The organism is Acinetobacter sp. YH16052 (genome assembly GCF_013417155.1).
GTDB lineage: Bacteria > Pseudomonadota > Gammaproteobacteria > Pseudomonadales > Moraxellaceae > Acinetobacter.
The window spans coordinates 80791-95821 of record NZ_VPEO01000006.1 but is presented as its reverse complement, the minus strand read 5'-3'; the positions used below and the strand labels follow the sequence as shown (position 1 = coordinate 95821).

Annotated in this window: 13 protein-coding genes; 11 read left to right on the top strand and 2 right to left on the bottom strand. The window is 45.4% G+C overall.

The genetic code is table 11. The features are described from left to right. The first annotated feature begins 42 nt into the window (after window positions 1–42). Window positions 43–1173, top strand: coding sequence for an endonuclease/exonuclease/phosphatase family protein (locus FTV42_RS06025; RefSeq protein WP_180037982.1), 1131 nt, complete (start codon window positions 43–45; stop codon window positions 1171–1173). Window positions 1174–1496: 323 nt separating this feature from the next. Here the strand turns inward: FTV42_RS06025 and FTV42_RS06020 are convergent, their stop codons facing one another. Both FTV42_RS06020 and FTV42_RS06015 read right to left on the bottom strand, forming a co-directional pair. Beyond that, a complete protein-coding gene (locus FTV42_RS06020) occupies window positions 1497–2432 on the bottom strand; it encodes a hypothetical protein (protein ID WP_005261737.1) in 936 nt (311 codons plus the stop codon). Between the two features lie 107 nt (window positions 2433–2539). Further along, the gene (locus FTV42_RS06015; protein ID WP_180037980.1) at window positions 2540–4444 is read right to left on the bottom strand and encodes an ATP-binding cassette domain-containing protein; all 1905 of its coding nucleotides are present in this window, start codon (window positions 4442–4444) and stop codon (window positions 2540–2542) included. A 33-nt stretch (window positions 4445–4477) separates the two neighbouring features. Between FTV42_RS06015 and FTV42_RS06010 the strand changes: the two genes are divergently transcribed. The 10 genes from FTV42_RS06010 to FTV42_RS05965 all read left to right on the top strand — a co-directional run bounded on the left by FTV42_RS06010 (window position 4478) and on the right by FTV42_RS05965 (window position 14901). After that, window positions 4478–4723 (top strand): SlyX family protein, encoded by a 246-nt coding sequence (locus FTV42_RS06010; RefSeq protein ID WP_004278477.1) that lies wholly within the window; start codon window positions 4478–4480, stop codon window positions 4721–4723. Window positions 4724–5090: 367 nt separating this feature from the next. Then, on the top strand, window positions 5091–6095 hold the full coding sequence (locus FTV42_RS06005; protein ID WP_005261740.1) for a hypothetical protein: 1005 nt from the start codon (window positions 5091–5093) through the stop codon (window positions 6093–6095). Between the two features lie 70 nt (window positions 6096–6165). Beyond that, window positions 6166–6615 (top strand): hypothetical protein, encoded by a 450-nt coding sequence (locus FTV42_RS06000; protein ID WP_004278475.1) that lies wholly within the window; start codon window positions 6166–6168, stop codon window positions 6613–6615. A gap of 30 nt (window positions 6616–6645) precedes the next feature. Beyond that, on the top strand, window positions 6646–9288 hold the full coding sequence (topA, locus tag FTV42_RS05995; protein ID WP_180037978.1) for a type I DNA topoisomerase: 2643 nt from the start codon (window positions 6646–6648) through the stop codon (window positions 9286–9288). A 95-nt stretch (window positions 9289–9383) separates the two neighbouring features. Then, window positions 9384–10139 (top strand): hypothetical protein, encoded by a 756-nt coding sequence (locus tag FTV42_RS05990; protein ID WP_180037976.1) that lies wholly within the window; start codon window positions 9384–9386, stop codon window positions 10137–10139. 65 nt (window positions 10140–10204) lie between these two features. After that, window positions 10205–11344, top strand: coding sequence for a glycerate kinase (locus FTV42_RS05985; protein WP_180037974.1), 1140 nt, complete (start codon window positions 10205–10207; stop codon window positions 11342–11344). Window positions 11345–11496: 152 nt separating this feature from the next. Continuing rightward, window positions 11497–13485 carry an ATP-dependent helicase gene (locus FTV42_RS05980; RefSeq protein ID WP_005107948.1) on the top strand — a complete coding sequence of 663 codons (1989 nt, stop codon included), beginning with the start codon at window positions 11497–11499 and terminating at the stop codon, window positions 13483–13485. A gap of 83 nt (window positions 13486–13568) precedes the next feature. Beyond that, the gene (locus FTV42_RS05975; protein WP_004729489.1) at window positions 13569–13820 is read left to right on the top strand and encodes an RNA-binding protein; all 252 of its coding nucleotides are present in this window, start codon (window positions 13569–13571) and stop codon (window positions 13818–13820) included. A 193-nt stretch (window positions 13821–14013) separates the two neighbouring features. Further along, the gene (locus tag FTV42_RS05970; protein ID WP_180037972.1) at window positions 14014–14517 is read left to right on the top strand and encodes a DUF6586 family protein; all 504 of its coding nucleotides are present in this window, start codon (window positions 14014–14016) and stop codon (window positions 14515–14517) included. A gap of 105 nt (window positions 14518–14622) precedes the next feature. Further along, on the top strand, window positions 14623–14901 hold the full coding sequence (locus tag FTV42_RS05965) for a hypothetical protein (protein ID WP_004278462.1): 279 nt from the start codon (window positions 14623–14625) through the stop codon (window positions 14899–14901). The last annotated feature ends 130 nt before the right edge of the window (window positions 14902–15031 follow it).

The following is a 15031-nucleotide window of genomic DNA, read 5'->3' as shown; positions in this document are numbered from 1 at the left end:
TTTCTTTTAGAAAAAATAATAACTTAATTAAGAGCGCAGTTTATGATATGGGTTATCCAAATTCTGGCAATCATTGTCATTTGGTTAAGTTTTTGGTCACTGATACCACGCGATGAATGGTGGATTCGGGGTGCGGATTTTCCACGCTTACAAATTCTGGTATTGGGCTTTATCGCCTTTATTCTTTTTCTTCTGGTTGATCATCCCTGGAACTGGTTGAATCAGCTGCTTTTTGTCGGGCTGATGGCAGCTTTGGCCTATCAGTTGAAAATGGTATTGCCCTATACCTTTATCTGGAAAAAACAGGTCAAGCAGGTCAAGCAGGATCAGCTGGATCCGCAACGTCAGATTTCCCTGGTCGTTTCCAATGTACTTACTACCAATACCAAATATCATTTACTGATCGAGCAGATCCAGATTCATCAGCCAGATCTGGTTTTGACTCTGGAAACCGATCAAAACTGGCAAAATGCACTCTCGGTGATTGAAGCTGATTATCCTTATCGCGTGCCTGTGCCTTTGGATAATCTGTATGGCATGCATCTATATAGCAAGCTCGAACTGAGTGAAACTGAGGTTAAATTTATTCTGAGTGATGAAATTCCCTCCATTCATACCACGGTGATTTTACGCTCAGGACAACCGGTACAGCTCTACTGTCTGCATCCCAAACCACCCAGTCCGACCGAGGCCAAGGATTCTACCTTGCGTGATGCTGAACTGCTGATTGTCGGTGATCAGATTAAAGATCTGGATGAAAGCTGTATCGTCATGGGCGATCTGAATGACGTGGCCTGGTCACGTACCACACGCCTGTTTCAACGCATTAGTGGGCTGCTGGATCCGCGGGTAGGACGTCATTATGTGAATACTTTTCACGCAGATTATCCTTTTTTCCGCTGGTCGCTGGATCACGTCTTTCATAGTACCGATTTTGCCTTGGTACACATGGAGCGTTTACCGCATGTAGGTTCTGACCATTTTCCGGTCTTTCTGGTTTTACAAACCGGTCGGGTATTCGAGCATATTCAGGAAGAATTAGAACAAACTGATAAAGATGAGCAGGAAGCACAAAAAGCCATTGAAGAGGGCATTCAGAAAGCAGAGAAAGAGGAAAAAATAGTCACTGATGAAGTTGCCCTGGCTTATAAAGAAGGGGGCAAAATCTCATAGGTTTTTAGAAGAAAAGTGTACGATATTGCTTACAACAGTTTACGCTTCTTGCGAATGGGCAGGGGTTGGGAATCTGGGTATTCTAGGTTTATCAGCACAGGGAGTCGAGAAAGGATATTCTCATAAGGAAGACGAAGCTGAATGAAAACATCATGGATATGATGCTGAAAGGGAAATCACAAAAAAGCAGAACGAATTATAATATGTGAAAGCACAACCTCATTAACCCGAGTTTTACAGGATGTAGAGCTCGGGTTAAATTATTTCAATTACTTAAACATGATTTTAAGCTATAGCCCTTCAAATTCCGTGATCAAATCGATTTAGTAAATTGATTTATAACCTTCAGGGCGAGTCTTAAAACGGCGGTGGAACCACATATATTGGGTCGGTGCGATGCGCAACTGCTGCTCAATCACCCGGTTCACGCGAGTGGCATCTTCAACTTCATTCTCACTAGGGAAGTTTTCCAGTGCCGGTTCAATGAGCACATGGTAGCGCGGATTGTTAATATCGCCATGACGGTAGAAATATAAAGGAATTGCAGCCGCTTTGGTCATTTTCAGTAAACGGCGATGTGCGGTTACAGTCGCCGCAGGCACGCCAAAAAAAGGTGCCATCACGCCTTGTTTTAAACCATAATCCTGATCCGGACTGTACCAGATCGCATGGCCATTTTTCAGGTTACGTACCAGACCGCGCATATCATCATGGTCAATCTGATTGGCATAAATTGTGGCGCGACAACGGTAAATCAGCATGTCCAAAAGTGGATTATTCTGCGGACGATAGACTACATCCGGTTCAAAATATTGTGCGCAAAGATAACCACCCGCATCGAGCAAAGTTGAATGCGTGCCTAATAACAGCATGCCTTGGCCTGCGGCTTGTGCCTTCTGAATATGTTCCAAGCCTTCAATACTGACGCGGCCCTGAAACCATTTCGGACTGTACCAGGCATTCAGCGTCTCAAACACCCCCAGCATTTGATCGATAAATACCTGACGGGCATTGTCCTGTACCTGCTTTTCAGACCATTCGGGAAAGCAGACTTCCAGATTACGCAGCGTGGTTTCACGGCGTGATTTCAAGTATTTAAAAGAAAGGTGGCCCAGCAGGGACGCCAGACGATGCTGAATGGCCCAAGGTAAGATCGCCAGAATCATCAGGAAAATAATGCCTAGCCATTTGCCCCAATATTGAGGTAACAGGAATGACCATTGAAATTCACCGGGTTGATATGCAGGCTGAGTACTCATAAAACAATTTAGGGCCAAAAGATTAAATGCAGTCTAACAGAGAAGATTATTGAAATAAAAAAGCATCTGTACGAATACAGATGCTTTAGTAAAAGCTCGGGGAATATTTAGCCGTTACTTAGGTTGTCCAGTTCTTCCCAACGCTCTAATTTTTCCAGTAACAGCTCATCAATTTCGGATAAACGGTTAGAAAGTTTCAATGCTTTATCGGAATCAGTCACAAATAAAGAGCCATCAGCCAGTTGTGCGTTGATCTCGGCCTGCTCTTTTTCCAGTGCTTCCATTTCAGCAGGAAGTTGCTCGAGTGCACGCTGGTCCTTGTAGCTAAGCTTAACTTTTTTGGCAGCGACCGGTGCCGCCTCGGCTTCTGCTTTGGCTATGGCTTTTTTCACGGCACTTTTTTGGTCAACCACGGTTTGATCCGGACGTTGTTCAAGATAATCCTGATAACCGCCAACATATTCGTCAATATTGCCCTTACCATCAAAGACCCAAGTGGATGTTACCACGTTGTCCATAAAGGCACGGTCATGCGAGATCAACAGCAGGGTGCCTTTGTAGCCACCCAGCATCTCTTCCAGTAACTCTAAAGTCACCATATCCAGGTCGTTGGTTGGCTCATCCATCACAATCAGATTCGATGGCTTGAGTAACAGTTTCGCCAACAGGATACGGTTGCGCTCACCACCAGACAAAGCTTTGACTGGGGTACGTGCACGCTCCGGCGAGAACAGGAAGTCTTGTAAATAACTATAGATATGACGACGGTTACCATTCACATCCACGTGGTCAGAACCTTCTGAGACGTTATCTTTAACAGATTTTTCCAGATCCAGCGCATTACGGAGCTGGTCGAAATAGGCCACTTCTAACTGCGTACCGGTCTTCACCGTACCGCCATGTTCTAGCTCGCCCAGAATGGCTTTAATGAGGGTAGTTTTACCGACACCGTTATCACCGACCAGACCGATACGGTCGCCACGGAGGACAAGTGCAGAGAAGTTGTTGATGATCGGTGCATTGTCACCGAATTTCACACTCAGGTTCTCAATTTCAAACACCAGTTTGCCGGAACGGTTGGCATCCTGAGTCGCCATCGTCACTTTACCTTGTTGCGAACGACGTGCTCTAGATTCTTCACGTAATGCTTTTAGGGCACGGACACGACCTTCGTTACGGGTACGACGGGCTTTAATCCCTTGACGGATCCAGACTTCTTCCTCAGCCAGCTTTTTATCGAACAGCGCATTTTGCTTTTCTTCAGCTTCCATTTGCTGGGCTTTCAGGTCTAGATAACGTGAATAGTTACCTTCATAACTACGCAGTTGACCACGATCCAGTTCAACAATACGGGTAGCAATGCTATCGACAAAGGCACGGTCATGCGAAATGAACAATAGGGTCAAATTATTTTGATCGAGCAGGAATTTTTCCAGCCATTCGATACTTTCAACGTCTAAATGGTTAGTCGGTTCGTCGAGTAACAGGACATCAGGTTGGGTAAGTAAAGCACGTGCTAGCAAGACACGACGTTTACGACCACCAGACAAATTGGCAAGATCTGCATTCGGGTCCAGGCCCATTTTGCTTAAAATCGAATTGACCTTGGTTTCCAGGGCCCAGCCATCCAGCTGATCCATTTTGTGTTGCAGGTTGCCCATACGATCACAGGCGTCCATGTCACCTAGTACACAAGCTTCACTGGCAGCATGATAAGCACGCAGAACTTCTGACGCTTCACCAGCGCCATCTGCCACGATATCAGCCACTTTACCTGAATCCATCGGTACATCTTGCGCCAGCATGGAAATGGTAATGCCGTTTTGTAATGAAACTTCGCCGTTGTCAGGCAGTAAACTTCCTTCAATCAGCTTAAGTAAGGTAGACTTACCCTCACCATTACGGCCAATCAAACACACTCGTTCGCCGCGTTCCAAGTTAAAATTCGCGCCGTCGAGCAGGGCGGGTCCACCAAACGCAAGTTGGACATCCCTAAGGGTAATATAGGCCATAATGTTTCCTGAAATCCCCAATGAGGACTTTAAATGACTAAACAACAAAATCTAAATGATCAGGCGTCATTTTCCGCACCCATTGAAGATTTGCAAGTGCGAATTGCATTTTTAGACGATTTAGTTGAACAGTTGAATGATCAGGTGGCCAAACAGACCCTGGAAATTGCTGACCTGAAAAAGCAAATGACGCTGTTATATCAACGTGTTGAGTCTTCAGATCTGTCTGAAGGCATAGCAGAATTTGATCCGGTTGCAGACCGACCACCGCATTATTAATTTGCAACCAATGATTTAATCAACAATAACCCTTAGCTGATCTAAGGGTTTTTTATTGAAAAATAAAAATGAGTCAATCTATAAGATGATAAAAAGAGAAGTATTTTTGTTTTGAATGGGCTTTTAAATTGCCTTAAACACGCATATAAAAGTAATAAAGTGCAACGCGATGATCAAGTGCAAAAGAATTTTCCTGTTGAAAACAAACATTCGCGCTTGCAAACAGATTTCTTGCCGGCATTTCATAAAATGCAGTTTGGCCCTCTGCCGAAACAGGGCTGCACCCATTCAGCCATAAAATTATTTGACCTTTCACTCACTTCCTACTCTAATACCGGCTCTCAGGTACATTCCGGAATTGCATCCCATGCACCCAAAAGTTGTTCTACTCGACCTCGAAAATAATTTCCCTACAGCCAAGTTAATGCGTGAGATTGTGGCGCATTATTCGACTTTATATCTGTTTAGCTGTGCCGGAAAATTTGAATTCTCCTTAGAGGATTTAACCGAGCTTGCCGGCTGGATTAGCAGTGGTCAGGTGGTGGTACTGGACACGCCTGAATCGCCACAAAAAGAATATGAATATGCGGTCATTGTCGGTCAGCTTATGGCGCTACTGGAGCCGGAAACCGAGGTTGAATTGATCTCGGCGATGGACAGCTGCGAGATGTTGCAGCAGATGCTGCAAGCTTCTGATATTCCGTGTCACCTAATTCAGATTCAGCCTGATGAGACAAACATTCCAACCGATCAACCTAAAAATCATCTTCCGAGTCTGGATACCATCAAGAACAAACCTGCCTTGCAACTGGTGAAAAAATACTGTGATGCGTTAGGGAAAATGAGCGGCAAACCGAATACGGTGGAAACCCTAAAAAACTCAGTGGCGAATATTCTGCAAGTGATGCCGGTAAAAGCTCAGCATGTGGTCGGCATGTTGATTAACCTGAAAATCGTCAAACGCTATGATGAGCAAATCAGCTTCCGCAAAAAAGTTTTGAAACAATGGCTGCAACTCAATCTGGATGAACAAAGCCCGGTTGAAAATCCAAAACTGGATCAGGTCATTTCCCAACTGAAGGCAGAAGAAGCTCCAGTTGAATCTGAAATACTCAAGTCACCAATCCAGTCGGCACAGCAAGACCTGTTCAAGAACTTTGGCCGGATCGATCCGGTACAACTGGAAGTGGCGCGTAAACTGCGTGAATTGCAGGGCGATAAACCCAAAGACATTTATGAGCTGCGTGATTTACTGGAACAGTTATTTCCAAAATCGGACATCCGCTTGCTGCTGAAGGAGTTGATCGAGAAAGGTTATATTTACTGGAATGGTCACGAAATTTTATATAGTCATGAAATGTTCCTGAATTAATTTTATCGTGCAAACTTGCGTTTTATATTGTGCTTATGCAACTCTAATAATAGAACATAAAGGTTGAACTATGGAAAACACTGGAATCTGGGTGACGGTGGTCATCATCATTTTCGTCATAGGGTCGATTTTCGGGTTGCGCGTGAGCCCCCGAGAAAAAGCCTTGGGCCTGATGCGTGACAAAGCCCGTAAAATGGGTTTGCATCCACGTCTGGTGGTGGCACCGGACTGGACCAAAATCCCGAAGGCGACTGAAAGTCGTGCCAGTATGGTCGCGTACTACAGTGTGCTGATGCCAGATGCGCGTTTGCCCTTGATGCGCGCCCGTGTTGTCGATAATAAACTCGAAATCGTGCAGGGTGATGAGAAATTTAAAGATTTTCCCATTGCATTAAAAGGCATTTATGCTATTGATATGCAGGCCAACTGTGTCGGCGTGTATTGGGATGAAGAAGCTGATTTAAGAGCGACCCAACTCGACGACATCAAAGCGCTGTTACACGCTTTGGCTGAACTTTAATTTAGAAATAAACAGGATTAACGGTTAATTATGGCGAACGCTCCTCGGTCCACATCAAAAAGCAGCACAGCGAAGTCTCCCGACGCTGGAAGCAAGCGTGCCCTAGTGATTGTGGAGTCGCCTGCAAAAGCGAAAACAATCAATAAGTACCTTGGTCCGAACTACATCGTAAAATCATCAGTGGGTCATGTGCGTGACTTGCCGACAGGCGGTTCTGCAAAATCGACAGAGAAAAAACCGGCGACACGTACCAAACTGACGGATGCAGAAAAAGCTGAAAAATCACAGAATGCGTTGATTAACCGCATGGGTGTCGATCCGGAACATGACTGGAAAGCCAAATACGAAGTCCTTCCTGGCAAAGAACATGTGGTTGCCGAACTGAAAAAACTGGCATCGCAAGTCGATGAAGTCTATCTGGCAACGGATATGGACAGGGAAGGAGAGGCGATTGCCTGGCATTTAAAAGAAGTCATCGGTGGTGATGATTCGCGTTATCAACGTGTGGTCTTCAACGAAATTACCAAAAACGCGATTCAGGATGCCTTTAAGCATCCGTCACGTCTGGATACCAATAAAGTCAATGCACAGCAGGCACGCCGTTTCCTGGATCGTGTCGTGGGCTTTATGATTTCGCCATTGCTTTGGGAAAAGATTGCGCGTGGTCTGTCAGCCGGTCGTGTACAGTCGGTTGCGGTGAAGCTAGTGGTCGAGCGTGAACGTGAAATTCGTGCCTTCATTCCTGAAGAATACTGGCAGTTGTTTGCCGATACCAAATCAAAAAAAGATGATATTCGTCTCGAAGCGGTCAAGCAAAATGGCAAGACGCTCAAGCTACGCAATAAAGCCGAAACTGATGCCTTATTAAACCTGATCAAAGATGCTGATTATACGGTTTCTGCACGTGAAGATAAGCCAACCAAGGTTAATCCAAGTGCGCCGTATATCACGTCAACGCTACAACAGGCAGCCAGTACCCGTCTCGGTTTTTCTGTGAAGAAAACCATGATGCTGGCGCAGCGCCTGTATGAAGCCGGTTTCATTACCTATATGCGTACCGACTCGACATTCTTGAGTGATGATGCGGTGAATATGGTGCGTGGCCATATCGAATCGGAGTTTGGCGAGAAATATTTGCCTGCCAAGCCGAACCGTTATGGCAATAAAGCCGGTGCGCAAGAAGCGCATGAAGCCATTCGTCCATCTATGGTTGGCTTAAAAGGCGACAGCCTAGTGGGTGTTGAGCGTGATGCACAGCGCCTCTATGACTTGATCTGGCGCCAGTTTGTTGCCTGTCAGATGACTCCGGCAGAATATTTGTCTTCTACCATTTTGGTGGATGCCAATGGCGTAGAACTGAAAGCCAAAGGCCGTACCTTGGTCTTTGATGGCTTTACCCGCGTGCGTGGTGCCAATAAAGCCGATGACGATATTTTATTGCCTGCGGTCAAAGTCGGTGAAGTGCTTAAACTTGAGAAACTTGATCCATCTCAACATTTCACCAAGCCACCGGCACGTTTTACTGAAGCCTCACTGGTGAAAGAACTCGAGAAAAAAGGCATTGGCCGTCCATCGACCTATGCTGCGATTATCTCGACCATTCAGGATCGTGGTTATGTGAAACTGGATAACCGTCGTCTCTATGCCGAGAAGATGGGTGAGATCGTTACCGATCGTCTGGATGAAAATTTTAGTAATCTGATGAACTATGCCTTTACCGCAGATCTTGAAGGTCAGCTGGATAAAGTAGCAGATGGTGAGCGTAACTGGAAAGAGTTATTAGACAGCTTCTATGGCGATTTTAAGCAACGTTTGACTACGGCGCAGGGTGAGAACGGTATGCGCCGCAATCAGCCTGTAGAAGTGGATGCAGTACACTGTAAAGAATGTGACCGTCCAATGCAGATTCGTACCGGAACCACAGGCGTATTCTTGGGTTGTTCAGGCTATAACCTACCGCCGAAAGAGCGTTGTAAAGGAACCTTGAACCTGACACCAGTTGAGTCTCTGGCTGCATTATCTGATGATGAGGCTGCGGAAACTGCTGACCTGATGTCGAAGAAGCGTTGTCCGATCTGTGAAACTGCCATGGACAGCTATGTGATTGATGGCGGCCGTAAACTGCATATCTGTGGGAATAACCCGGACTGTAGTGGTTTTGAACTTGAAGAAGGTGAGTTCAAAATTAAAGGCTATGATGGCCCGAGTATCCCATGCGACAAGTGTGATGGTGAAATGCAGCTGAAGACGGGTCGTTTTGGTCCGTATTTTGCCTGTACCAGCTGTGACAATACCCGTAAAGTCTTAAAGAGCGGTCAGCCTGCGCCTCCACGTGTGGATCCGATCAAGATGGAGCATTTACGTTCTGCCAAGCATGACGATTTCTTTGTACTGCGTGACGGTGCAGCCGGTTTATTCCTGGCGGCAAGCAAGTTCCCGAAAGTGCGTGAAACCCGTGCACCGAAAGTGGCCGAGATTCGTTCTGTTGCCGACCAGCTTGATCCAAAGTATCAGTTTATCTTGCAGGCACCCGATGTAGACCCGGAAGGGAATCCAACTCTGGTAAAATTTAGCCGTAAGAACCAGTCACAATATATTGGTTCGGAAACTGCAGAAGGCAAGCAAACCAAATGGTCTCTGGTTTATCAGGACGGAAAATGGGTTGAGGCCTAAACTCTAAGATTCAAAAAAATGCTGACGAAAGTCGGCATTTTTTATTTATGATGTATCTTCATTTTAAAAACAATAATCAAGGTTGATTTGGGGTCATGTGGAAAAAGATTCGGATTCTGATTTTATTAATCATCTTATTGATTGTCGCAGTTAATGCCTATCGTGATCAAAACCAGAACTGGTCAAAGCCAATTATTGTTTTGCTGCATCCGATTAATGCCGATGGATTACCGACCACACAGCAATATATCCAGCAACTGTCGAGGCAGGACTTGAATGGAGCAAGGGAATATCTGGAAAAAACAGCTCAGCAGTATCGCGGACAGCCGACTTATTTTTATTTTAATTTAGGCCGTGAGCTTCAAGTTCTACCACCCAAAGTCCCTGAGCAGGCTTCGCTCATCAATACAGTTTTATGGAGTTTAAAATTCCGGTTCTATGCCTGGAAACAACAACAGAGTTCAGATCCTTCAGCCAATGTGACTTTATTTTTAAATTACTATGATCCTGCGCAGACCAAGCAATTAAAGCATTCAACCGCCTTGCAAAAAGGCCGGATTGGTTCGGTGAATCTATTTGCATCCAAGCAACAGACTGAACAGAATAAAATTGTATTGGTGCATGAATTACTGCATGCCTTTGGCGCCTCGGATAAATATGATTTAGCGACAGGCCAACCGATTTATCCGCTGGGTTATGCATTTCCAGATCAGCAACCCTTATTTCCGCAAGCCAGGGCGGAGCTGATGGCAGGATATATTCCGGTTTCTCAAACCACCAGTAAAATGCCAGAATCTTTAAATCAAACCTTAGTTAATGAGATAACTGCAATTGAACTGGGCTGGAAATAAAGACTTGTGGATAGTGCTGGATTTATCCACAATTTAGACTTCATTTGTGGATAAAAGATCACACCATGCCGCTCACCTTTGTGCTTGCTCCTGACTCGTTTAAAGAAAGTATGTCTGCTGCACAGGCTTGTCAGGCCATGCAACGCGGTATCCAGAACTTCATTCCGGATGCCCATATCATTCATGTGCCAATGGCTGATGGCGGTGAAGGCACGGTCGATGCATTGATTTCAAGTTTAAAGGGGCAAAGTATTGCATGTGAAGTGACCGGACCACTGCCTGAGCAACGTATCCAGACCTATTGGGGGATGGTTGATGCAGGCCAGACTGCCGTGATTGAAATGGCCAAAGCCAATGGCATACATTTGCTTGCAGCAGAAAAGCGTAATCCGATGCTCACTTCAACTTATGGCACAGGAGAAATGATCAAACAGGCATTGGATTTGAGTGTGAAAAAAATCATCATTGGGCTAGGTGGCAGTGTCACCAATGATGCGGGTGCGGGCATGCTGCAAGCACTGGGTGTACGGTTTCTAAATCATGCGGGTGAGTCAATTCAGGTCTGTGGTGGAAACTTAGATCTGGTCAAATCAATGGATTTATCCGAACTTGATTCACGTTTAGCAGATACTGAAATAATCATTGCATCAGATGTCAACAATCCGCTGTGTGGGTCAAATGGTGCCTCAAATATATTTGGGCCACAGAAAGGTGCAAACCCTGAAATCGTCAAGCAGTTAGATCAAAACCTCGGTCATTTTGCCGATGTGGTTGCTCGGCAGATTGGCCATGATCATCGTCATGTGGCAGGTGCGGGTGCAGCCGGTGGGCTGGGTTTTGGTTTAATGGCATTCACCGCTGCCTCTATTCGGTCCGGGGTGGAACTGATGATTGAACAGGTTCAACTGAGTAAGAAAATAGCGCAAGCAGATTATGTCCTGACCGGTGAAGGTAAAATTGATAGTCAAACATCTTTGGGCAAGACCCCTTTTGGGGTAGCACAGCTCGCCAGGAAATTTAATAAACCGGTAATCGCTTTTGCGGGTCTAGTCGGTGAAGGGATTGAGGATTTGTTTGAGTCAGGATTTAGCCAGATTGTTGGGATTAATCCGCCAGATTATAGTCTGGAAGAAGCATTAAAAAATGCAGAAATGAACTTGGAGAAAGCTGTCACTGAGATAGTTAAAAATCTTTTGACAGAGTGAAAGTATTTCTCTCTCCTGTAATCCAGCACGCCCTGTCGTTAGCTAATATCAAATCAGGAAATAAAATTGGAGACAGTTTCAGGACAACTGAAAAGCCATAATTCTGGAAGCGATCTGTTAAACTACATACATCCACAAAATGATGAGTGAAAATGAGTTTAGCCACCCTGATTGATGAATTAAATCCCCAACAAAAGCAAGCAGCGACTACAGAAGCAAAACACAGTTTGGTGCTGGCCGGGGCAGGTTGTGGCAAAACCAAAACCATCGTGGCACGCGCAGCTTACTTGATTGAACAGGGCGTGCCTGCCAACCAGATTCAAATTCTGACCTTTACCCGCCGGGCAGCCAGTGAAATTGTGGCGCGTGTCGAACTGGCACTCGGTGGACAAGCCAAGGGGCTGCGAGCCTCGACCTTTCATACCTTCTGTATGTATCTGCTGCGCCGTATTCCGAAAGCTTTTGGCCTTGAACAGTTTTCGATTATTGATCGTGATGACCAGCTGATGATGTTTCGCCTGATTCGCGGTCGTGATGACAAGAAAAACCCCAATCATTTACCTAAGCCTCAGGAACTATGTGATCTGTATTCTTTTGCACGGAATACCCGGCAAAAGCTCAGTCTAGCACTGGAAAAACAGATGCCGGAATATCTGGCTCTCAAAGACCAGATTGCCGAAATCATGAAAGAATACGAAGCACGTAAGCAGGCGCGCAGCTTTCTGGACTATGACGATATTCTGGCGGTAGTTGCCACGGCGCTGGCACAGTCCGAAGGTCTGGTCGACTATGTCGCTTCGATCTGCCGGCATATGCTAGTCGATGAAATGCAGGATACCAATCCTTTGCAATGGGCTTTGCTGGAGCCACTCAAAGACCGGATCAGCCTGTTCTGTGTCGGTGATGATGCGCAGTCGATTTATGGCTTTCGTGGTGCAGACTTTGAAAATATTCACCATTTCAAAGAACGTGTGCCAGATGCGCAGATTTTTAAATTAGAAAAAAACTACCGCTCGACCCAGGAAATTCTGGATCTGTCCAACTGGCTGCTCGATCAGTCTGAAATCAAATATGACAAACGTCTGGAAGCGTATCGCGGAGAAGGTGTAAAGCCGCGCATGCATATTTTCCCGAATGAGTTTGATGAAGCCAAATGGATCGCGATTGATATTAAAGAGCGTCATTATCTGCAAGGTAGTAAGTGGGGCGAGCATATGGTGCTGGTTCGTTCCAGTTTTGCCGCACGGCATATTGAGGCAGCCTGTATCGCGGCTAATGTGCCGTATCGCTTTATTGGTGGCATGAAGCTGCTGGAAACGGCGCATGTCAAAGATTTGCTCAGCATGCTGCGCGTAGTCGCCAATCCGCTGGATGATATCGCCTGGATGCGTTTCTTGACCCTGTGGAATGGTGTTGGTGATGTGGGTGCCAGTAAGCTATCGCAGCAGTTATTGGCTGAACCGGAAATGGAAGCTATTGCAGATAATTTGGAAAAATTTGGCAAGATACCATTAGAAACCATTCTGATCATGCAGCAGATGAGTGTGCTCAAAGGCGAAGTGCAAGCCTGTGTCGGTCTTGCGATTCAGGCGATTGAATCGCAGTTGGCGGAAAACTATAAAAAGGATTGGCCACGTCGCCAGAGTGATTTTGAACTGGTCAAACAGCTGGCCTCCAAGCATTCGCAGCTGAGTGAGTTTTTAGAGGAATATGTACTGGATCCGGTGTCAATCTCGGAAATCGAGCGCCAGTCGGATCATGATGTGGTGACCTTAATCACCATTCACTCGGCCAAAGGCACCGAGCAAAATGTCTGTTATGTAGCCAATGTGACGCCGGGGAATTATCCGCATGCGCGTGCTCAAGGTGATTTTGATGATGTCGAAGAAGAACGTCGTGTGCTGTATGTGGCGTTGACCCGGGCAAAAAATGAATTAATTCTGACCAAACAGAACCTGAATCATTGGGCGCGGGAAACGGTCGATGAGCAGGGGCGTAAAGTCGAAAGTTATTTCCTGAATGATCTCACCCGGCATTTATGCACCACAGAAACCCATTACAAGACCCGGCAGCAAACGGTAAAAAGTGCCCTGATTGAACGCAAGTCGATTAATTTAGATTTTGGGATTGATCTCGATTAAACTATAGCAAAGTTGTTTCATGCAAAAAGTAGAGTAGGCGCGTACTTTTTGATATTTTTTGCCTATCTTCTTAAGGTTGTAAGATGAAAATTTTAGTTCGTAATTTAGAACGTACGGTCACAGAAGCCGAATTGCTGAAACTGTTCCAGGAATATGGCACAGTGGAGACCTGTACTTTGGTGCTTGATGCAGCAACAGGCAAATCAAAAGGTTTTGCTTTTGTAGAAATGCCACATGGCCGTGAAGCAGTCAAAGCCATTAAAGGCCTGAACACTTTACGCCTGCACGGACATGGGATCCGCGTGAAAGCCGCAGAAGATAAGCCTCAGGCTTAAACTCAAAAAAGGAGCACTTGATAGGCTCCTTTTTTATGGTCGAAATTTAGCATTGCCGTAGCTGTTCAATCAGCTCAATGCTCTGAATTTCAGTGCTGGATGGATTCAGTCCGAACATCTTTTGATTGCGAAATGCAGGCGAACCTTTTACTTTATAAAAGCCAAAATTTGTTTTAAACCTTAGGAAATCTCGATGACCCGTGTTGCTCGCTATCATGCGGACCGTACCAATCAAAAACTGTATTTCGCCCGTCTATCCTGCCAGCAAGCAGAGCAAACCGAACATGTACAACAGGCTCAGGCACAACGTGAAGCAACTGTGTTTCATTTGCATGGTGCTTTGTTAGCATTTTTACAGGAACTGGTGCGTTACTATCGCCTGAATGATCCTCATCCGACGCTAAAATCGATCGAAGAACTGATGGCGGCCAAAGGCCAGATTTCGCCAGAAGTGGCGGTATTGCAACATTTGTCCAAGAGCGGTTTCATTGCGGAACTGAAACGTGCTTATCGTCTGTGCCAGTATGCGCCCGAACCAAGTACCCCAGAACCTGAAGACGAAACCTCCTCAAATCTCATCATTAAAGTCACACAGTCTCCACAAGCATGGTTACCTGATATTGCTATATTGAGGGAGTGGCATCGTGACCTGACGCAATTAATTGATGGTTTTCGTAATGAGATGATTGAATTTTAATCGGATCGGCTGTACTTGAAATTGCAATTTTTAACCCTATATCAATTACTCTAATGATGCAAAGTGCACCCGGCGCTTTGCCACCATGTTGAACATGGAGGATATATGTCTATAGAACAGTTGAAAGATTTATTTGGTAATCAAGACGCGATTTTAGAACTCGTTCAACTTGAAGGTGGCGCGTTGGCTCTACGCAATGCAGGCTCACATAAACAGCCTTTGGTCATGATTCAATTTAATGATGAGGTGAAAGCTCTACTTGGAGAGCAGACGCCCGTGATTGCGCAACAGATGATTCAGGCAGCACTCTATGGTTTGCTGGAACAGCAGGTCAATGAGTGGCAGGCTGAAGTTGTGGATGAAGAACCAAAGTATATGAGTTAATTGTTGAAATTTATTTAGAAAGCACACTATCGGTGTGCTTTTTGAGTTTTATAGGTTATTAAATTAGGCAGATTTTAAGTACCATAAAAACGTTCATTTGAAATGAAGATGAAAAATCAGTATTTTAAAA